We start from the raw sequence: 18,896 nt of genomic DNA on the forward strand, positions 1-18,896 counted from the left end.
CGGGAGGACGCCATGCGACGGCGGGCGATGACGTTGATCGAACTGATGGTGGTCGTCTTCATCGTCGCGCTGACGTTCGGCTTGGTGATCCCTGCGCTCTCTACCTCCCATTGCGGCCCCGGCATGCGATGGGCTCAATGTGCGAACAACATCAGGAATCTTGCTCTCGCGGCTGCAGATTACTCGACCGTCCACGGTGTTTTCCCCGCGAGCACCACGGCCTGGCCGGGGAGGGAATCGAACCACTCGTGGACGGCTGCGATCTTCCAGGACCTGGACCGTGCGGATCTCTACAATGCCTACAATTTCGACGTCCCCAACTACGATCCGGCGAATAGCACGGTATTTGGGGCGAGACTGCCTTCCATGATTTGTCCGGATTCTTATTACCTGGATCCTCCTTCCGCTGCGTTGCCGATTCTGAGATCCGACGGCTCTGCCTACCCCGCGGGCTCATCGTTCGCCCCGGGCTCTTATGCGGCCAACTGGGGAGGAGGGCGGCTGCCGGGATTCGGCGACGACTTCGCTGCGACCCGGGGGAACTACCGGGGAGTCATGATACCTCCGGGTGTCCCCACGCCTCGCGGCGTCACGAGCCAGATCCGGCCGAAGGACGTCGTCGACGGCCTAGCTACCACGATCCTGATCGGCGAGAAGCGCGACAGCCAGGGCTGGGCCGTGGGCGGCTACGCGGGGAGCGAGTTCGACGCCGCCCCGTCGCCATTGATGCCCGACCGGCCCGACATCCGCACCGTAATCGCTGGCTCGTTCCACCCTGGCGGGGTGAACTTCGCCTTCGCGGATGGCTCAGTCCGCTACATCAGCGGCTCGATCGACCGCAAGGTCGAGTACGCCCTGCTGACTCGCGACGGCGGCGAGGCGGTCTCGCGGGACGACTACTGACCGACCGCCCTACGAGTAGGCCCGGTGGAAGACCGAGGGCTCCACGGCGGAGGAAGAGGCGAAGAGGCGGTTGTGGAGCATCTGCTCGAAGATCTCCATGTCGCCGAGGAACGTGTTGGCCGGTTGGTTGTCGCCGGGGCTGCGGACGTGTTCCGGGTAGGACTGAAGGAGCATCAGGCGGTCGGCGAGCGGCGGGTGGGCCGGGTCGTGGGAACCGCCGTCGGCGAGGATCCGCATCCGCATCGCCGAGCGGACCTCCTCCGGGAGCCGGAACCAGAAGGCCCGGAAGAAGGCGTAGAGGTTGGCGTCGGCCGTCTCGGGATCGTAGTACGCCAGGACCTCGCGGAAGAGCGGCTGGACGACGGCCGTCTTCACCAAGGCCGAGCACGCCGCATCGCCGCCGGCCACCAGCGCCGCGAAGCGGTCGGCCCGCGCCTCCTGGCCCCAGGCGACGGGCTCGATCAGCCAGGAGGCCTCGCGCAGGCAGTAGCGCGCCCAGGCTCCCAGCGGCCCCTGCAGCTTGCCCGCGGCCTCGCGACGTTCAACCGATCGCTCCAACCCCTCGACGAATCGCGCCCGACGCGCCGCGCGGGTGGCGTCGCCCCGGGCGAGGTGGGCCAACTCGTGGGCGAGGATCGCCCGCATCTCGGCCCGATTCATGATCCGAAGCAACGGCAGGCCGACCAGCAGGGCCCGAGACCGCCGCCAGGCCACCACACCGCAGCACGGCAGATAGGCCAACCGCACCTGCCCCGGCGGCTTCACCCCCAGCCGCCGCGCGACCACGTCGATGGCCTCGAAGAGCAGCGGGGCGTCGACCCGCGAGAGGACCGGTCCCAGGTCGGCGTCGGGGTTGCTGGTCTCGACCCGAAACCACGCGCCGCCCAGGGATTCCACCACGTCGGCCCACGAACCGACCTCGTCACGGAGCCAGCCATTGACGACCTTCAGCGAGCCGCCCCCCGCGAGCATCGCCAAGGTCATCCCGACGGTTCCGATCCAGTAGACCCACTCCAGAAGCCAGAGAATCGCCTCCCGCCACCAGAGCTTGACCGTCCCGGCGGGGACGAATCCAGGGGAAACGGCCTCGGGTTCTCCTTCCTCGCAAGACGGAAGCGGCGGCGCCTCAACCCGCTCAACGCGGAAGACGCCACGGCACACCGGGCACACGAAGCGCCCTGGAACGGACCGTCCGGAGATAGGCTCCAGAGCTTCCGAGCAATCCGGGCACTGCGGCGCCGGCGCGACCGTGGTCCGAGCATCCTCCATCCGTCCCACCCCCGACCCGAGACAGGCGCCCGCACGGATCGAGACATCCAGGCGCGTCGTCTCCAGTATCCCCGAGCAATTTCGGAGTGCAAGCGAAAACGGCGGCCCGAAACAATGTGGACGCGGCCCCCGTCCGAGCCGCGTCCATCGTTTTGTCGGCGTCAGGGCTTGGGAGCGAGTTCGTCGGCCTTCTTCTCAACGGCCTCGGCGCCTTCCTTCACGGCGGAGTCGACCTTGGCGGCGGCGTCGTGGGCCGCGTCCTTGCCCTTGCCGGTCAGCTCCTTGAGCTTGTCGACAGTGGCGTCTTTGACCTCCTTGGCCTTCTCGTTGATCGCGCCGACCTTTTCACCCACCTTCTCGGCCGAGTTGCTGACCTTGTCGCCGAGCTTGTCGACGGCCTGACCGGTCTTCTCCATCCCATGGGCGACGGCCTCGCCGACCTTTTCCAGCTTGCCTCCCTCGGCGGCCTTCTCCAGTTTCTCGCCGCCGCGCTCGATGGCGGCACCGGCGTTGGAGATGCCCTCGCCGGTCTTCTCGGTCACTTTTTCGGCCGTCTCGCCGCTGCAGCCGCAGATCATCGCCAGCGACAAACCGACCGCGGAAGCCATCCCAATGTACCGTTTCATCGCAATTCTCCTTGCTCGCCGGCCGATCTCGGCGTTGGCGATCCTCGCCGGGCGTCGAAGTCCCGCGTCGGGAGCCGTCGATCGACCCGGACGGTGGTCCTCACGGAAGGGATTCGTCCCGACCGCGACAAGATTATGATACGCACCCCTCGTTCCAGACGATAAGTTCCGTCCCCCAATTCGGCGAAGGGGATTGACGCACTGAGACAGTTGTCTTAGGATTGACCTCGTGAACGTCTGCGGTCGAAGTCAGCCCGGTCCCGACGTCTCGACCGTCGGGCCGTCCCCCCGCGCGGCCGGGCCGGGCCCGAAGTTCACCGCCCCTGTCCCGAGACGACCTCCGATGGCCAAACGCCCCCCCACCATCCCCGACTCCGAACTCGACGTCCTCAAAGTTCTCTGGGAACGCGGTCAGGCCACCGTCCGCGAAGCCCTGGAGGCCCTCAAGGCGGCCGGCCGCGAATGGTCTTACGCGACCGTCGCGACCCTCCTCGACCGGCTCGAAACCAAGGGCCTGGTTGAGAGCGACCGCAAGGAGCTGGCCTTCGTCTACCGCCCGACGATCAGCTCTCAAGAGGTCCGCCAGCGCCGCGTCAGCAGCCTGGTCGACAAGCTCTATGAAGGGGAGCCCGGGCTCCTCGTCCTGCACCTCCTCAAGTCCCACCCGCTCGACCCCGGCCAGGCGTCGGAAGTCCGCGAGGTGCTCGACCAGATGACCGGCGCCAAGACGGCCAAGAAGAAGGGCTGAGCTTTCCGCCCGATTCCCGGTCGTTTTCGACTGGTTTTCGCGGCCGGAATCCCGAATAATTTCGGGGCGTCGGCCTCGCGAAGCGCGTCGGGATGCGCGCCGCGGGGCTCCCTTCGCACCCGAAAACCCGTCGTCCCGCCGCGGCCGATCCCGCCGCGCCCTCGGAGTCGAACCGGGATGCCGCGACATAAACAAAGTTGGTATGACGCCGACGCCGCCGACGCCATCCAGGTGGTTCGACGGTCCAGTCTGGACGAGGCCTACTCCCTTCAACGCTGGCGGCACTCGCGGGAAGCGCCGACGCTCCTCGAATGCCTGGCCTACCCCCTGTCCGACGGTCCGGGACTGGGACTGCTCTTCCTCTTCCCGCCGGTCCTCTGGTTCCTCTCGCTGCCGGTCTACGACTTCATCGCCGTGCTCCAACCGCTCACGAAGAAAGATTGGGCGCTGGGGTTGATGGTGGTCCCCGTCTTCATCCCGATGCTCGTCAGCTTCACGGCGGTCGTCGGCTACATGATGTTGTTCCTGGGACACGTCCTTGTCGCCAGCGCCATGGGCGAGAACGACCACCCGCGATGGCCCGAATGGGCCCCCGAGGACATCGCTGAGGGGATCGGCCGCTGGATCTGGGCTCTCTTGCTGGGGGCCGCGGTCGCCGGGCCGCCCGCCTACGCTTACTGCCGGGGCCTGGATCTGGACGCCGCCGTCAACTGGCGGACCGGAGTCGTCGTGGGAGTTCTGATCCTCCTCGGGATCGGCTTCACCCAGATGGCCCTGGCGGCCGCGCTGATGCACGACACGATCCTGGCCGCGAACCCGGTGACGGTGACCGTCGCGATCCGAAGGATCGGCTGGGGCTACCTGCTGCCGACGGTCGTCGCCAGCATCGTCATGGCGGGCATGGCCCTGGGGGTTTACGTGCTGATCTATCACGTCCCCCGGATGTGGATCGAGGCCGTCGCCCTGTGGTCGTTCTGGTTCCTCTCGCTCTACGGGGGGATGGTCGTCTTCCGCATGCTCGGACTGACGTACCACGCCTATGCGATGGACCTCTTCTGGTTCCGTCGTCGTCCAAAGTGGGCCACCGGCACCCGCGCCGGGCGGATCTACGCCAACTCCTGAGACTTGCGTCCGCGTCGCCGCGGTCCGACTCGCCTCGCCCGGATTGCGTGGATCGGATAGAATGCGCGGTCCGTAACGCTTTTTCGTGAGACGACCGATCGGCGACGGCGCCGGGCTCCTGCGCGCCCAGGCCATCGCCCAGGATCCCCGACGACGCCCGATGGAGGGGCCGTCCCCATGCTCATCAGCCAGAAGATCGAAGCCGAGTTCAACAACCAGATCGGGAACGAGCTGGGCAACTCGCATCAGTATCTCGCCATCGCCGCTTACTTCGAGAAGGAAGGGCTCTTCGGCCTGGCCAAGATCTACGCCAAGCAGGCCGACGAGGAGCGCGAACACGCGATGAAGTTCGTGAAGTTCATCCTCGACGCCGGCGGCACCCCGCGATACCCGGCCATCCCCGAGCCCCGCAACAGCTTCAGCTCGGCCATCGACGCCGCCCAGCTCGCCTACGACTCCGAGGTCCGAACCACCGACCAGATCTACGCGCTGGTGGAACTCGCCCTGTCCGAGCGGAACCACATCGCCCACAACTTCCTCCAGTGGTTCGTCTCCGAACAGCTTGAGGAAGTCTCCAGCGCCGACACCCGCCTGAACGTCATCCGCCGCGCCGGCCCGAACGTTCTGATGGTCGAAGCGTACCTCGCCCACACCTGATGTCATCGCTCCCGCGGTTGGCTTCGTCCACGCGATCGAAGCCAACCGCGAAATCGACCGAAGTTGTTCCGGCGACTGGCTTTCATAGCCTTCCGCAGCAGGCTTCGATCGGCGAGAAGCGTCGTTCTTGCTCATCCCCATCGCCCGCTCCTTCAACCCTAAGCCTCTCTCGCCTAAAGCGACGCCCTTCATCTAGAAAGATGTCCTCGCTGGGATTTCATCGAACAGGTTTTCCACTTTTTCTCATGCTCCGAAGTCACAGCCGGGGCGGAGACAGGGAACGAAGTCCGTCACCCTCACTCTGTGCTCGGTGAAGTGGCATGGGTTCCCGTCGGGGACGCCGGCGAGTCCCTTCATGGCGGTTCTTCCATCGTAGGTCGAGTTCTCCCCCCCCGGGTCGCGAACAGTCCCCAGACGAGGGCCGACCAGCGAGGACTAATGAGTCGTCGCCGGTCCGTGTCGACAATCGTCCGGGAGAGGCCGGATGCCGGCTGGTGGTCGTTCGGCTGACCAATCCGGCGGCTTCGTGGGGAAATCCGGGATTCACCTTCCAATTTCCGGCGGTCCGGTCCCTTCTAGGCGATGGGGCGACTTCCGACGCCCCTGCCGACCTGACAAAACTGGGCCCCGCGCCTCCCTCCCTTCCGCGCGGATCGCGCCCGGGGTTCGCGCCGACCGACGTCGCCCGGCGCCATTCGTCGAGGAGGTGAGATGACGAACCGCGTCGCCACGTTGTTCGCGGAGGAGGTCGCGTCGAAGGGGGAGGCGTTTCTGAGCCTCTTCGTGAAAGCGCAGCCCCGGATCTTCGCCTACGTCCTGACGCTGTTGCCCCACCGGGCGGATGCCGAGGACGTGATGCAGGAGGCGAGCCTCTTTCTGTGGAACAACTTCGACGAGGCCGACCCACCGGACGACTTCGCCGCCTGGGGGTGCCGGGTGGCCTACTACAGGATCAAGGAGCATCGCCGGGCCGGCCAGCGCCGGGGCGTCGCCTTCAGCGACGATGTGCTTGAGCGGCTGGTCAGGACCATGACGGACGAGCGGGCAGCCCTCCTGGCGAACGAGCAGGGCGAGGCCCTCTCGCAGTGCATCGACAAGCTCCCCCGGCGCGATCGGGAGCTGCTCGCCGAGCGGTTTCGAGACCGCGCAACGACCGCTTCGACCGCCGAGCAAGTCGGCCGCTCGGTCGACGCCGTGTACAAGGCGATGGCCCGGATCCGAAGGGCGCTTCACGAGTGCGTGGGGCGAACCCTGGCCGCGGAGGGACGACGATGAGCCGCGAGACCCTAGACGAGTTGATTCCGCTGATCGACGCGCTCTGCGAGGGCGCGATCGACCCCGCCGGCATGGCCCGACTAGAGGGCCTTCTTCGGGACGACCCGGAGGCCGAGGGGTTCTACATCCAATACATGGCGATCCAGGCAAGGCTGATGCAAGAGTTCGCCGGGATCGCCGTCACGGATGCCGACCCTCTCGCGGCGCCGGCTCCCTCGCCGCGTCCCGTGCGATCCCGCTGGCTCCTGGCGGCGACCTGCACCGCGGTCGCCTGCGGCGTCAGCCTGTCGATCGACGGCTTCGGCGACCATCGCCGGACCGCGTCCATGGAGGTGGGAATGCCCGCCGCGCCGCCGCCGCCGCCTGGTCCCCCTGCCGAGATGAATGGCGCGATCGTCCAACATCGCCGGGCCATGGCCGAGGAGTGGGGCGACGCCGCCCTGCCGTCTCCCGACAACCCCCGCTACGAATAACCGTCCTTCGATCCAACCGCATCCCATCCAGTCCCACTCGGAGCCATCCCATGACGAAGCGTCGGGGTTTCACCTTGATCGAGCTGCTGGTGGTCATCGCGATCATCGCGGTACTCATCGCCCTCTTGCTCCCCGCCGTCCAGGCCGCCCGCGAGGCCGCCCGCAGAGCCCAGTGCGTCAACAACCTTAAGCAGCTCGGCTTAGCGGTCCACAACTACATATCCGCTAACGAGGCGACCCCGTCCCAGTGCATGCCCTACCGAACGACGGCCCTGGACGACTGGGGCTTCAACTGGTACACGGCCCTCCTGCCGCAACTTGAGCAGCAGGCGCTTTTCAGCTCGGTGAATTTCTCCATCAGCCCGTGGGACGCCGCCAACACCACGTCCGGCTACACCCAACTGTCGGCCTGGATCTGCCCCTCGGAATCCAATCCGAGCCGCCGCTACGGTGCCTACTCGGTCGCCAACTATGTGGGAAATTACGGCGGTCCGGCAGCCGTCCGCGCCTATTCCGGGGTGATCCTGCCGACGGTCAACCTGATCACCGAGACCGGCCTGGGCTACCTGGCGAGCGTGCCGACGGTCCGCACGGCCTCGTTCACCGACGGGATGTCCAACACCGGCCTGTTCAGCGAGCGGCTGCTCGGGCCCCCGGACGGGACGACGCTTCAGGCCGGGACTGCCGACGCCAGGCGCGGGATCTTCCAGCTTACGACCGGGGCCCTGGCGAACACCGGCGAGGCCGGCGCGCGGGCGTTCGTTGCTGAGTGCCGGGCGATGACCGGGACGGCCGTCGCGCCCAACGGCCAACTCCTGGGCCGGATGGCTTTCCCCGGCTACCCGGCGCACCTGGGCCTCTCCAGCTACGTCCACTACGCTCCGCCGAACAGCCCGTCGTGCAAGAACCCGGCCTCGTTGGAGCCGTCGTTCGTCCTCGTCGGCCCGATCAGCGCGGCCTCGGCCACCAGCAACCACCCGGGGGGGGTCGTCATGGCCATGGCCGACGGCTCGGCGCGGTTCGTCAAGGATACGGTCAACCTCCAGGCTTGGTGGGCTCTCGGCTCGCGAGACGGCGGCGAAGTCATCTCGTCCGACGCCTATTGATGACACCCGGCCGACGGGCCGGGGCCGGCCGAGACCACCCAGGAAGGAACGAGATCGAACACATGAACATGAGAACCGGCTTTCTGATCGTCCTGCTCTGCGCATCGGCGGCCGGCTGCGGCAACGGCCTGGTGGAGGGGATGCCGGTCGACGCGCCCCCGGCCCCAGGGCCGCCCGAAGACCTGACCGGCCCCATGTCCGAGCATCGTAAGAGCATGGCGAGGAACAGCCGCCGCGGAGCCCAGCCTCGCGGCGGCGCTCGGCCGCAATGAGAAGGCCGGCGTCGCTGCGGCGGACCGGATCGGATCAGAGGTCGAACGGACAGCCCGAATACTCTTCGTCGGGCGCCTGGGAGACGTCTAGCGGCTGCTCGGCCGTCCCCGAGAGTGCGGCGAGAGTCGCGCCCAGTTCGCGAAGCATGCCCGTGGAGTAGCCGGGCCAGTGCTTGACGATCCGCCCCTGCCGATCGATCACGACCACGTATGCTGAGTTCTCAACTCCGTAGTCGCGGACGATCTTGAGATCGGGGTCGGTCAACATGGGGTAGGCGATGCGAAGACGCTCCGCCCACCTCTGCGCCGGCCCTCCTTCGACGTCCACGACGCCCAGGAACTCGACGCCGGGATAGGCCTTGTCCAGTTGGTTGAAGAACGGCTGGGCGGCCTCGCTGCAGGGGCAGCCGGCCTTGATGAAAGTCAGGACGACGGGCCCGCGACGGAGCCGTTCGGCGAGTTCGACTCGATCGCCGTTCAGCGCGGATGCGACGAACGGCGGAGCCGGTCGACTCACCATCGCCCGGCTGGCGTCGGCCATCTCCTTTGTGACCAGGTGCTTGGGCGTGCTTTCCAGGATGACCAGTTCGCCGGGCGTCGGCCCGCCCGGGTCGCGATGGATTCGCGCCCAGGCGTAGAGTCCGCCGACGAAGAGGACGGCGGCGCAGAGCGCCGCAGTCGCAAGACGACTCATTTCGGCCTCCTCAGAACGCGTCGGAGGAGACGACCTCGCCGCCGTTGCGGGTCGCGATTCCGCGCCACGTCGGAAGGCTGATCGAGTCCTTGGCGAACTGGCAGTGGCCGTCGCAAAACAGAACGTTTACGCCGCCCGAGTGGTTGCTGCGGGCGGCCTTCCACGCCGGGTTGTGCGGCGGGCTCGACTGCCAGCAGTCGTAGAGCTTGGAGTTCGGCGTAAGGTAGTGGTTGTAAAGGCTGGTCCGGTAGTCGCCGTCCCACCAGCCGAAGCCCTTGTCGAGCCGCCAGCCGCTCGGGGTGGAGCAACCGGCGTCCGAAAGCGGGGTCGATCCGATCGCGGCGGCCCGGCGCACGTCCGACGGCATGGGCGTCGCCCCAGTCTGGGTCGAGGCGCCTCCGGCCGCCGGGCCGATCAACTGCTCCGACGCGGCGGCCGTGTTGCTCGACCCGTCGGCGACCGAGGCCACCGACTGCGCCGGCCCCAGCACGAAGGCGCCGTTGGGAACGACGGTTAATCCCGCGTCGCCCGGATTCGCGCTGCCGGGCGATCCGTCCCCCGTGCAGAAGTGGTAATTGCTCGGCCCCGAGGTCAGCCCGCCGGCCAGCGGCGAGGGGGGCGTGGCGGGATCGCTCGGGCAGAGGAAGAAGCTCACCTTCGCCGACATGACCGTGAGATTCGTCGGGAACGGCGTCCAGGGGGCGGTGCCGAGGACGGTCGACGGGCCGGCCGCGATAGGCCAGTTCATGTTGAGCGCGTTGTAGACGCTCGTCTGCTCCAGGTACGGCGAAAGCTGGGCGAGAACCGACCAGCGGTAATGCAAGGCGGGCACCCCGGGGTAGACCTGGTTGTTTTGCGGATAGAGGAACCCCACCGGGAAGCAGTTGACCGCCGAATGGTAGTTGTGCAGCGAGATCCCGATTTGCTTCAGGTTGTTGGTGCACTGCATCCGCCGAGCCGCCTCGCGAGCGGCCTGGACGGCGGGGAGCAAGAGGGCGATGAGTACCGCGATGATCGCAATGACCACCAGCAGCTCGATCAGCGTGAAGGCTCGTTGACGTCGCATGAGAATAAGATGTTCCGAATTCGAGGATGCCTGAGGCGCAGGCCGGCCCGAGTCGGCGTCGACCGTTACGCGTTCATATCACGGATGTAGCTCGATCCATCGCTCCGCGCAGGCTGATCCCGTTCAACGTAAGTTGCACAAGACTTCGGCGAGAACCGAGATCCTCGTTTCTCCACGGATCGGAGAAGGGAGAGGAGCTCGCCCTACCGGGTCGAATCGCGGCAAACTCATGCCGGACGGAACGGCCGACTGGAGCGACGGCTGGTGAAGCGTCGCGATGGAGGCCCGAGCCGAGCTCAGGCCGAGGCATCCCCGCGCGGGGGTCTTTCGAGGCGAGAGGCGAGAGGTGAAGGGAGCGTTGAAGCCGGTGGAGGAAGGAGTCGGCGGCCGCTGTGAGGCCGTCGCAGATCCATCCGCTCGACGAGCGCCGCCGACTTGGCCGTCGGGCCCGTCGGAATGGCCGTTGGAGCGACGGGATCGCCGCAGGGGACGTCGCCCATGCAGGGCCCGGAACTCTCCTCCTCCGCGGCCTTCGGAACTGGCGTGGAGGCGTCGGAAGAGAGTGGCGGCTTCGCCTTCTTCGGACCGCAGCAGCAGGATGCACCTCGGCAATGATTGCCGCAACGGCAGTTCAGAGCATGTTCGTCGGCGGCTTCCCCGCTCAGGCTGACGGCCGGAGCCGATCCCCACGAGACCGCAGGGCCGACCGCGACCAGCGCCAGGATCGCGACGATCCGACGGAGCAAGGTCGGGCAGGTTGGCAGCGCTCGCCTGGTCATGGGACCTGAGGGAGGAGGGCGTGGGGTCAGGTGGACGCCATATCCTCAGCCACCGACTCGGGGGATGTCAAGAAGGCTCTTGCAGCCAACCGGCGCGGACAATGTCTCACGGAACGACGCGGCGGATGCGATGATTCTCCGTATCGCCGATGACGAAGGAGCGGCCGTCGGGGGTGAAAGCAACGCCGTGAGGGCGCGCCAGACCGGCGGCGACGGCCGGGCCGCCGTCGCCTTCAGGACCCTTCTTGCCGTGGCCGGCGACAGTCGTCACCGTGTGGGTCTTTCCGTCGATGCGTCGGATCGTGTGGTTCTCGGTGTCGACGATCAGGAGGTCGCCGTTGGGACCGGCGTCGAGTTCCTTGGGACCGTCGAAGACCGCGTCACGCGCTGGGCCGCCGTCCCCCTTGTAACCCTTCGTCCCGCCGGCGAGCGTTGAGACGGTCCCGTCCGGGGCGACCTTGCGCAGGGAGTGGCCGTTGCGTTCCAGAATCAGGACCGCGCCGTCGTCGAGCGCCTCGATCGCGCGGGGCCCAAAGAACGAGGCCGAAGCGACCGGCCCGCCGTCCCCTGCATGACGCCCCTTGCCGTCGCCGGCGAACGTCGCGATCTTCCCCGTCGCCAGGTCGACCACCCGCACGCGATGGCCCGAAACGTCGGCGATGAACAGCCGGCCGCGACCGTCGAGCGACACGTCGTTCGGCTCGACGATCCCCGCCGCCGTCGCCGGCCCGCCGTCGCCCGAGGTCGTCTTGTCGCCGTTGCCCGCGACCGTCGTGATGACCCCCGTTCGCCCGTCGACCCGTCGCACGCGACGGTTTAGCCGATCGGCGAAATACAGGGTCCCGTCGCCGTCGATCGCCATCCCGTAGGGCTCGTCCAGCTTCGCCGCCGTCGCCGGCCCGCCGTCTCCCGCGAATCCTTTCGAGCCGTCGCCGACAACCGTCGTGATGACGCCGCTCTTCGCGTCCACCCGCCGGATGCGCTGGTTTCCCGTGTCCGACAGATAGAGGTTTCCGTCCCGGTCGTAAACCACGTCGAACGGCTGGTTCAGCCGGGCCTTCGCCGCCGGCCCGCCGTCGCCCGAGAACCCCGCCTCGCCCGTGCCGACGATCGCATCGATCCGGGACTTCGTTTCATCCCCCGGCCCCGCCAACACCACGGCCGCCGCCAGCATCGCGAAGAAGCTCATGAGTCGCATCCCTCCTAATTGCCGGTCATGGTAGCACGACCGTCGGCCCTCATCGCGGATTCCATCCGTTTCGCACAAGAAATGATTTCCGCGATTTCTGAAATTATGATACAGTCCGTCGAAACCAGATAATCAGGTCGATCGACGGAGGCTCGGCCATGTACGACGTAGCCGTGGTTGGAGGGGGCCTGGCGGGAATGGCGACGGCGGCGAGGCTCCAGGCGCGGGGGCTCTCGACGGTGGTTCTGGAGGGCCACGGCCAGCCGGGCGGCTGTGCGGGGTTCTACCGGCGTGCGGGGTTCTCGTTCGACGTCGGGGCGACGACTCTGGTGGATTTCGGCCCGGGGGGCCTGGGCGGCGAACTGCTGGCCGATTTGGGGGTCGATCCCGAGATCGAGATGCTCCCGGGGTATGTCGCGTGGTTGCCGGATCGTCGGGTGACGTTGCATCGGGACGCCTCGGCGTGGGCCGTGGAGCGGATGCGGGCCTTCGGCGACACCCCGGCGCATCGAGCCTTCTGGGGGCTGATCGACCGGCTGGCCGAGGTCTTCTGGCGGGCGAGCCGCAACGGCGTCAAACTGCCGTTCCAGAACCCGGCCGACGTGTTCCGGGCCGTCCGAACCATCGGCCTGAGGGATCTGTTTCTGGCTCGCCATCTGAACCGGACGATGGCCGACGCCCTCCGATCGGCCGGTCTACGGAAGGACAAGCCACTCGCGGGGATGCTCGGAATGCTCGTCGAAGACACCGTCCACAGCACGCTCGAGGACGCCCCGCTGATCAACGCGGCGCTCGGGGTGACGATGCGAGGGGCCGGCATTGGCCGAGCTCGGGGTGGGATGCGGGGATTCTGGCGGCGGCTGACGGCGCGCTACCGCGAGTTGGGGGGCGAGATTCGCGTCGGCCGAGCGGTGGAGCGGGTCGACGGCCGCGAGGGATCGTTCCACATCCAGACGCGTCGCGACCACCTGACGGCGGCCCGCGTGGTGATGGCCGTCCCGCCGCCGATCGCCGCGAAGATCGGACCTCCCGAGTTGAACGAGGCGCTCAAGCCTCACCTGCGCCGCAACGCCGATGCGATGGGCGGCGCCATGGTCGTCTTCCTGGGCGTGCCCGAGCGCGAGGTCGACGGCCAGACCTTCACCCACCACCAGCTCATGCAGGACTACGACCAGCCGCTCGGGAATGGTAACAACATGTTCATGTCGGTATCAAGTCCCGGCGACGTCGAGAGCGCCCCGGCCGGCTTCCGGGCCGTGATGATCTCCACGCACTGCGAGTTGTCGCCGTGGGAGGGGCTCTCACCCGAGGACTACGCCGCCCGCAAGCGCGAGGCCGGCGACCGACTGTTGACCCTCGCCCGACGGGTCTTCCCGAACCTGGGCCAGTCAGCGGTGGTTTACGAGGTGGGCACACCCCGGACCTACGCACGGTTCACGGGTCGTCCCCGAGGGGCCGTGGGCGGATCAAAGCTGACCCCCTCGATCGCCAACCAGAACGCGATCCCCCACGACGTCGGCGTTCCCGGAATCCGGCTCGTCGGCGACGGCGTCTGGCCGGGCCTGGGGACCGTCGCATGCTGCCTCGGGGCGAAAATCGTCGCGGAGCAATTGCTCCAAAGCAAAGGCTGGGACTCCCGCCGCGCGATGCGTCGAGGATTGCAGAACGAACGCCAGGAACGGGGAAGGCTCGGTGGCACAATGGCGGGAACGACGACCGGAGGCTGATCCACCGGCACCGAGGGCGGTTTTCATGGCGACGGCGACGAGGACGGACGCCTACGGCGCGGCGGCGGAAGGCGAGACGCGGATCCGAACGGCGGGCGTGTCGTAGGACTTCTACGCGCTGTTCGTCGAGGCTTCCTCGGCCGACAACGGCCGGGCGACCGATTCCAGCGAAGCCCCCTCGGCCTTCACGCCGAAAACGAGAACGACGCCCACCGTCGCGATCAGGAGGACGGCCGCGAAAAGGTCGCCGTAGAAGAGGTTCGTCCGCGACCGGCTGTCGATCAGCGAGCCGAACAGCCAGGGGGCCAGCGTCCCCCCGACGAGCGTGCCGGTGGCGAAGAACAAGGCGATCACCATGCCGCGCAGCTCGATGGGGAAGATCTCGCTTACCGTCAGATAGGCCGAACTGGCGGCCGAAGACGCGAAGAAGAAGACCAGCGCCCAGAGCGCCGTCTGTGTGCCCGGCGTCAGAACGTCGATCCAGAACAGCCATCCAGTGAGAGCCAGCAGCACGGCGGCGATCGTATACGTCCCAGCGATCATGGGCTTGCGACCCACGGTGTCGAAGAACCGGCCCAGGGTCACCGGCCCGAGGAAGTTGCTGAACGCGAACGGGAGCAAGTAAAGCCCCACGCGGTCACGCTCCACGCCGAAGAAATTGGCGAGCACCAACGGCATCGTGAAGAAGACGCCGTTGTACAGGAACGCCTGCGAGACGATCAGCGCCAGGCCCAGCGCCGTCCGACCGGGGTAGGTCCTCAGCATCACCCCCGCCAGCTCGCCGAAGCCGATCGGCCCCCGGGGCTTGATCGCCATCTCCTCGTCGACCTCTGGCAACTGACCGACTTTCGGGTCGGCCTCGATCTCCTTCTCCAACTCGTCGACGACGCGTTCGGCTTCCTCGGGCTCGCCGTGCGTGAGCAACCACCGGGGGCTCTCCGGAACATGCTGACGGAGGAAGATCACGACCAACCCGAGTGCCGCCCCCAGGCCGAAACCCAACCGCCAGCCCACGTTGACGTCCAAAAGCCGACGGTCCAGCAGGACGATGCTGGCCAGCGAGCCGGCTGCCGCGCCCAACCAGAACGTTCCGTTTACCGCCAGGTCCGTCCATCCCCGCACCCGCGCCGGGATCAACTCGTCGATGGCCGAGTTGATCGCCGAATACTCGCCGCCGATCGCCGCGCCGGTCAGGAACCGGAATATCGCGAAGCTCCAGAAATCCCATGAGAAGGCCGTTGCACAGGCCGCTGCCAGGTACAGGCCCAGCGTCACGGTGAACAGTTTCTTCCGCCCCAGACGATCGGTCAGCCAGCCGAAGACCAGAGCCCCGGAAACCGCCCCCGTCAGGTAAGCCGTCCCCAATAGGCCGATCTGCGAGCCCGTGAAGTGGAGCGTCCCCGGATCCTCCAGCACAGCGCCGAAGGAGCCGATCAACGTCACCTCAAGTCCGTCGATGATCCACGTCACCCCCAGCGCCGCGATCACCAACCAGTGCCAACGGCTCCAGGGGAGACGGTCCATCCGGGCGGGGACCTGAGTCCGAAATGATTCCGACGTGGTCGGCGAGACAGTCGTCATACGGCCGAACCTCTTACGTACTTAGAAGAAGGAAGCCCTTCCGTTCCCCCCCTGCCTTCGCACGCCTCATGCCGATGTGGTCCTGCCGCGACAGGCTGAGACCGGCCGACTTGCGAAAATAGGGTGGATAGGAAAGAATGGAAGGCAATCCGAGAGTGACGTCGCGAGGCAGGCATCGGGGAGGCGGCAGCATGGCGCGGGGATTCGGCGGACGGCGGCGTGGAAGATCGGCGGGGATGCGCCTGGCGTTCGAGCACCTGGAGGCTCGAAGGCTGCTGAACGCGTCGATCGACATCGCGGCCGACGGCTCGCTGGTCTACAAGACCGACCCGGCGGCCGCTCAGACGCTGGTGGTCTCCCGCACGGGGAACGTCTACACCTTCGCGGTGGGGACGGCCGAGAACCCGATCGACGTGACGAGCAACGCCGCGAGTCTGCCGACGACCGGCTCGGGCACGACCACCGTGACGGTGACCGGCCCGGCGCGTCTGCAATTCGACGCCGTATCCGACAGCCAGACGATCCGTGTGCAGAGCACGGGGGTCGCCACCCAGATCGTTCTCACGGGTGATTCGGAAAAGGTGATCCTGGGCGACGACGTGTCGGCCGCCACGGGTGGGGTCCGGGCGCTGCAGGGGCCGATCACGGTCTCGGCCGCGACGGGCTCCGAGCTGAACAGCCTGCTGGTCGACGACGGGCCGGCCGTCTATGCCGCGGGCGTCAAACCGACCTACGCCGTGTCGGCGACGACGATCACGTCGACCAACGCGACGGTCGCGGCCGACTTCAAGGGAATCACGTATTCGGGCGTCTCGACCCTGACCGTCAAGGGGACGTCCGACACGACCTCTCCGAGCCCCCTCTACCTCATCAAGGGAACGGCGGGAGGCGTCGTCACGACGATCGACGGATCGGTCGGCCCGGCGCACCGGGACTTCTCGATCATCGGCACCGCCTCCGCGACGGGGAGCAAGCTGGCGATCAAATCGGCCGGCGACGCGAGCGTCTCGGTCGCCTCGATCGACGCCCCCGTGACGTATCAGGGGGGCGCCTCGTCGACGATCTACCTGGAGAGCGTCCGGGGGACGAACTACGGCATCGACTCCGACTTCGTGGTGTTGGGTTCGTCCGGGGCGGCCAACATCAAGGTCGCCAACTTCTGGAACCACACGAGCTCGCTCAGCGGGACGCCGAACTGGTTCCTCACGAGGGCCTCAGGCGCTGGATATGCGGCCCTGCGCGATCAGGACAACCCGGCCGTCGGCGGGCTGTTCTTCCAGCCGGGGTCGGTCCACAGCCTGGGGATCAACGCGTCCGGAAATCAGGGCGCGTCGCTGATGGTCGATTACAGCACCGGCGACCCGCTCCCCTACGGGCCCGCGACCGGAACCGCCGGCGAGCCGAACGTCGGCCTGACCTACGTCGGCGCGACGGGCATCCACCCAGGCTCGAAGTACGCGCTGGCCTTCGTCGGCTCGCCCCCCTCGGGAGCCTTCTCGACTGAGGCGGTCACGGCGTTGCCGTTGTACCGGGGGACCATCGCGCTGACCGAGGCGTCGGGAGGCCTTCGGAACATCGCCTACCAGTTGACCGCCACCGCTCCGCTGATCGACGACGCGACGACGGCGACCTCGTACCGCTGGTTCTACGACATCATGGCCGGAGCCGTGGACGGTCAGCGGACGCTCCCCGACGGCACGGTCGTCTCGGCGAAGGTTGATTCCACCCTGACGATCAGCGCCGGCGTCTCGATCACAGAAGGCCAGGCGTTGGCTCTGTCCGAAGCAAACGCCGCGGCTTATCTGGCGAGCTACCTGGTATCCGCGAAGTCGTCCGTCCGGATCTTGCGGGGATGGTCGCTGGGCTCGGTGACGACGGTCCTCAATTACGTCTCGAACGTCGACAAGGTGACGCAGGACAAGCTGCCGGTGGACGGCCTCCAGAAGCTGTCGATCGAGGACGCGTCCCCGGCCTCGCTGCCGACGGCCGACGTCATCCGGATCCAGTCGACGCCCATCGACATCTCGGTCTTCGGAGTTCAGAACGACGCGTCCGACTCGATGGTCCTCTACCTCGCGGGAACGGCCGATGCGATCTCGGTCGGCCTCGACGGAGGCTCCGGCTCAAACCCCAACGACGGCGAGCCGTACGAGGACAAGCTGTTTATCGCCGCCGGCGGCCTGGACCTCTCGGCGTCGAACTTCGTTCCGCTGGGGACCGGGTCTTTCCAGATCCCCGCACTCCCGGGACTCTCGACGACCATCGCGGTGCGGAACTACGAGGACGTGCAGGTCTATAACTCCTCGGCCCTGACCTTCACGCTCCAGCCGAAGACGATCACGACCACGGCCCGGTCCCCCCTGGTGAACGTCGTCGCCGGGATCCTGACCACCACGATCGACGGCTTCTCGCCCGAGGGCCTGGCGGCGACGATCGTCTGGGGCGACGGGACTTACTCCGACGGGACCATCCAGGCCATCTCGGGCAATCCCTCGGCCTACGAGATCGTGGGGACGCACACCTACACCAACGCGGGCGTCTACACGCCGAAGATCTACGTGAGCGGGGCTGGCACCACTGAGACCACCATCGCCGGCGTGCCGATCACATTCCAGGTCGACGGCTCGTCCGGAACCACCGCGACGGCCCCGGCTCTCTACGGCCGGCTGGCGGCTTCCAGCGACTCGGGCGTGTCTGATTCCGACGGGATTACCAACGTCGTCCTGCCGACCTTCCAGGGCGTCAGCGGCATCGCCGGCGCCTGGATCGACGTTTACGCGATCACCGCCGGCGCGGGCGGGACGATCGTCCGGCTGGGCTCGGTCGCGTCCGACGCCGCCGGCGCATGGACCATCACCTCGACGGTCCCCCTGGCCGACGGCACGTACACGATCCAGGCGGTCTCCACGAGCACGTCGACCTGGGCCAACGGGTCTTACACCTTCACCACTCCGCTGGTCATCGACACCGTCGGCCCCCGGATCTGGTCCCTCACCGCCGCGCCGCTCTCCTCACGGATCTCGATCGGCGTCCGCGACTTCGGCGGCCAGGCCGACGCCGGCACGGGCGTGGATCTGGCCCGCGCCCGCGACGCGGCCTCCTACACCTTCGCCACCTCGAACGGGGCCGCCCGGCCGATCGCCTCGATCATCGTCTCCCCTGGTTCGACGAACGGCGTGCAAACGGTGAGCCTGACCTTCGGCTCGCGGATCGTCGACGGCGCGTACCTGCTGACGGTCCTCTCGTCGGCCGGACGGACCTTCGGCATCCAAGACATCGCCGGCAACCCGCTCGACGGCTCGTTCTCCGGTACGTTCCCCTCCGGCGGCTCGAACACCGGCGCCGACTTCCGCGCCCGCCTCACCTTCGCCGGCAGCAGGCTGTCGACGATCCGAAAGGCGTGAGCCGA

General features: G+C 67.5%; 16 protein-coding genes. 10 read left to right on the forward strand and 6 right to left on the reverse strand.

The window, feature by feature from the left end; genetic code table 11:
- Window positions 1-12: 12 nt before the first annotated feature.
- A complete protein-coding gene (locus G5C50_RS08615; protein WP_165067796.1) occupies window positions 13-903 on the forward strand; it encodes a DUF1559 family PulG-like putative transporter in 891 nt (296 codons plus the stop codon).
- Between the two features lie 9 nt (window positions 904-912).
- Here the strand turns inward: G5C50_RS08615 and G5C50_RS08620 are convergent, their stop codons facing one another.
- Both G5C50_RS08620 and G5C50_RS08625 read right to left on the reverse strand, forming a co-directional pair.
- Entirely contained in the window at window positions 913-2,064 is a 1,152-nt protein-coding gene (locus G5C50_RS08620; protein ID WP_240907019.1) for a M48 family metallopeptidase, read from the reverse strand.
- Window positions 2,065-2,333: 269 nt separating this feature from the next.
- Window positions 2,334-2,798 (reverse strand): hypothetical protein, encoded by a 465-nt coding sequence (locus tag G5C50_RS08625; protein ID WP_165067801.1) that lies wholly within the window; start codon window positions 2,796-2,798, stop codon window positions 2,334-2,336.
- A gap of 343 nt (window positions 2,799-3,141) precedes the next feature.
- Between G5C50_RS08625 and G5C50_RS08630 the strand changes: the two genes are divergently transcribed.
- The 7 genes from G5C50_RS08630 to G5C50_RS08660 all read left to right on the forward strand — a co-directional run bounded on the left by G5C50_RS08630 (window position 3,142) and on the right by G5C50_RS08660 (window position 8,451).
- Window positions 3,142-3,546, forward strand: a complete 405-nt coding sequence (locus G5C50_RS08630; protein ID WP_165067804.1) for a BlaI/MecI/CopY family transcriptional regulator — start codon at window positions 3,142-3,144, stop codon at window positions 3,544-3,546.
- 177 nt (window positions 3,547-3,723) lie between these two features.
- Window positions 3,724-4,668, forward strand: coding sequence for a hypothetical protein (locus G5C50_RS08635; protein ID WP_165067807.1), 945 nt, complete (start codon window positions 3,724-3,726; stop codon window positions 4,666-4,668).
- 177 nt (window positions 4,669-4,845) lie between these two features.
- Window positions 4,846-5,325 (forward strand): ferritin, encoded by a 480-nt coding sequence (locus tag G5C50_RS08640; protein ID WP_165067810.1) that lies wholly within the window; start codon window positions 4,846-4,848, stop codon window positions 5,323-5,325.
- A gap of 711 nt (window positions 5,326-6,036) precedes the next feature.
- A complete protein-coding gene (locus G5C50_RS08645) occupies window positions 6,037-6,600 on the forward strand; it encodes a sigma-70 family RNA polymerase sigma factor (protein WP_165067813.1) in 564 nt (187 codons plus the stop codon).
- Window positions 6,597-7,073: a hypothetical protein gene (locus G5C50_RS08650; protein WP_165067814.1), complete on the forward strand. Its 477-nt coding sequence runs from the start codon at window positions 6,597-6,599 to the stop codon at window positions 7,071-7,073. Before G5C50_RS08645 ends, G5C50_RS08650 begins: the two co-directional genes overlap by 4 nt.
- Window positions 7,074-7,123: 50 nt before the next feature.
- Window positions 7,124-8,179, forward strand: coding sequence for a DUF1559 family PulG-like putative transporter (locus G5C50_RS08655; RefSeq protein WP_165067816.1), 1,056 nt, complete (start codon window positions 7,124-7,126; stop codon window positions 8,177-8,179).
- Window positions 8,180-8,241: 62 nt separating this feature from the next.
- Window positions 8,242-8,451, forward strand: coding sequence for a hypothetical protein (locus G5C50_RS08660; RefSeq protein WP_165067818.1), 210 nt, complete (start codon window positions 8,242-8,244; stop codon window positions 8,449-8,451).
- 34 nt (window positions 8,452-8,485) lie between these two features.
- Here G5C50_RS08660 and G5C50_RS08665 read toward each other — a convergent pair whose 3' ends face one another.
- The 3 genes from G5C50_RS08665 to G5C50_RS08675 form a co-directional block, all read right to left on the reverse strand.
- Window positions 8,486-9,145 (reverse strand): peroxiredoxin family protein, encoded by a 660-nt coding sequence (locus tag G5C50_RS08665; protein ID WP_165067820.1) that lies wholly within the window; start codon window positions 9,143-9,145, stop codon window positions 8,486-8,488.
- 10 nt (window positions 9,146-9,155) lie between these two features.
- On the reverse strand, window positions 9,156-10,211 hold the full coding sequence (locus tag G5C50_RS08670) for a DUF1559 domain-containing protein (protein ID WP_165067822.1): 1,056 nt from the start codon (window positions 10,209-10,211) through the stop codon (window positions 9,156-9,158).
- A gap of 885 nt (window positions 10,212-11,096) precedes the next feature.
- On the reverse strand, window positions 11,097-12,179 hold the full coding sequence (locus tag G5C50_RS08675; RefSeq protein ID WP_240907020.1) for an NHL domain-containing protein: 1,083 nt from the start codon (window positions 12,177-12,179) through the stop codon (window positions 11,097-11,099).
- Between the two features lie 158 nt (window positions 12,180-12,337).
- Here G5C50_RS08675 and G5C50_RS08680 point away from each other — a divergent pair, with 158 nt between their 5' ends.
- Window positions 12,338-13,906: a phytoene desaturase family protein gene (locus tag G5C50_RS08680; protein WP_165067824.1), complete on the forward strand. Its 1,569-nt coding sequence runs from the start codon at window positions 12,338-12,340 to the stop codon at window positions 13,904-13,906.
- 111 nt (window positions 13,907-14,017) lie between these two features.
- On the opposite strand, the gene G5C50_RS08685 is transcribed toward G5C50_RS08680, so the two are convergent.
- Window positions 14,018-15,487, reverse strand: a complete 1,470-nt coding sequence (locus tag G5C50_RS08685; RefSeq protein ID WP_165067826.1) for an MFS transporter — start codon at window positions 15,485-15,487, stop codon at window positions 14,018-14,020.
- A gap of 191 nt (window positions 15,488-15,678) precedes the next feature.
- On the opposite strand from G5C50_RS08685, the gene G5C50_RS08690 reads away from it, so the two are divergent.
- Window positions 15,679-18,891, forward strand: coding sequence for an Ig-like domain-containing protein (locus G5C50_RS08690; protein ID WP_165067827.1), 3,213 nt, complete (start codon window positions 15,679-15,681; stop codon window positions 18,889-18,891).
- Window positions 18,892-18,896 lie beyond the last annotated feature (5 nt).

Origin of the sequence: Paludisphaera rhizosphaerae (assembly GCF_011065895.1) — a bacterium.
Taxonomy (GTDB): Bacteria; Planctomycetota; Planctomycetia; order Isosphaerales; family Isosphaeraceae; genus Paludisphaera; species Paludisphaera rhizosphaerae.

What these genes read in the sequence shown, in the direction of transcription:
- G5C50_RS08615 (WP_165067796.1), top strand. Translation starts at nt 13, where the DNA reads ATGCGACGGCGGGCGATGACGTTGATCGAACTGATGGTGGTCGTCTTC.
- G5C50_RS08625 (WP_165067801.1), bottom strand. Translation starts at nt 2,798, where the DNA reads ATGAAACGGTACATTGGGATGGCTTCCGCGGTCGGTTTGTCGCTGGCG.
- G5C50_RS08630 (WP_165067804.1), top strand. Translation starts at nt 3,142, where the DNA reads ATGGCCAAACGCCCCCCCACCATCCCCGACTCCGAACTCGACGTCCTC.
- G5C50_RS08635 (WP_165067807.1), top strand. Translation starts at nt 3,724, where the DNA reads ATGCCGCGACATAAACAAAGTTGGTATGACGCCGACGCCGCCGACGCC.
- G5C50_RS08640 (WP_165067810.1), top strand. Translation starts at nt 4,846, where the DNA reads ATGCTCATCAGCCAGAAGATCGAAGCCGAGTTCAACAACCAGATCGGG.
- G5C50_RS08645 (WP_165067813.1), top strand. Translation starts at nt 6,037, where the DNA reads ATGACGAACCGCGTCGCCACGTTGTTCGCGGAGGAGGTCGCGTCGAAG.
- G5C50_RS08650 (WP_165067814.1), top strand. Translation starts at nt 6,597, where the DNA reads ATGAGCCGCGAGACCCTAGACGAGTTGATTCCGCTGATCGACGCGCTC.
- G5C50_RS08655 (WP_165067816.1), top strand. Translation starts at nt 7,124, where the DNA reads ATGACGAAGCGTCGGGGTTTCACCTTGATCGAGCTGCTGGTGGTCATC.
- G5C50_RS08660 (WP_165067818.1), top strand. Translation starts at nt 8,242, where the DNA reads ATGAACATGAGAACCGGCTTTCTGATCGTCCTGCTCTGCGCATCGGCG.
- G5C50_RS08665 (WP_165067820.1), bottom strand. Translation starts at nt 9,145, where the DNA reads ATGAGTCGTCTTGCGACTGCGGCGCTCTGCGCCGCCGTCCTCTTCGTC.
- G5C50_RS08670 (WP_165067822.1), bottom strand. Translation starts at nt 10,211, where the DNA reads ATGCGACGTCAACGAGCCTTCACGCTGATCGAGCTGCTGGTGGTCATT.
- G5C50_RS08675 (WP_240907020.1), bottom strand. Translation starts at nt 12,179, where the DNA reads ATGAGCTTCTTCGCGATGCTGGCGGCGGCCGTGGTGTTGGCGGGGCCG.
- G5C50_RS08680 (WP_165067824.1), top strand. Translation starts at nt 12,338, where the DNA reads ATGTACGACGTAGCCGTGGTTGGAGGGGGCCTGGCGGGAATGGCGACG.
- G5C50_RS08685 (WP_165067826.1), bottom strand. Translation starts at nt 15,487, where the DNA reads ATGACGACTGTCTCGCCGACCACGTCGGAATCATTTCGGACTCAGGTC.
- G5C50_RS08690 (WP_165067827.1), top strand. Translation starts at nt 15,679, where the DNA reads ATGGCGCGGGGATTCGGCGGACGGCGGCGTGGAAGATCGGCGGGGATG.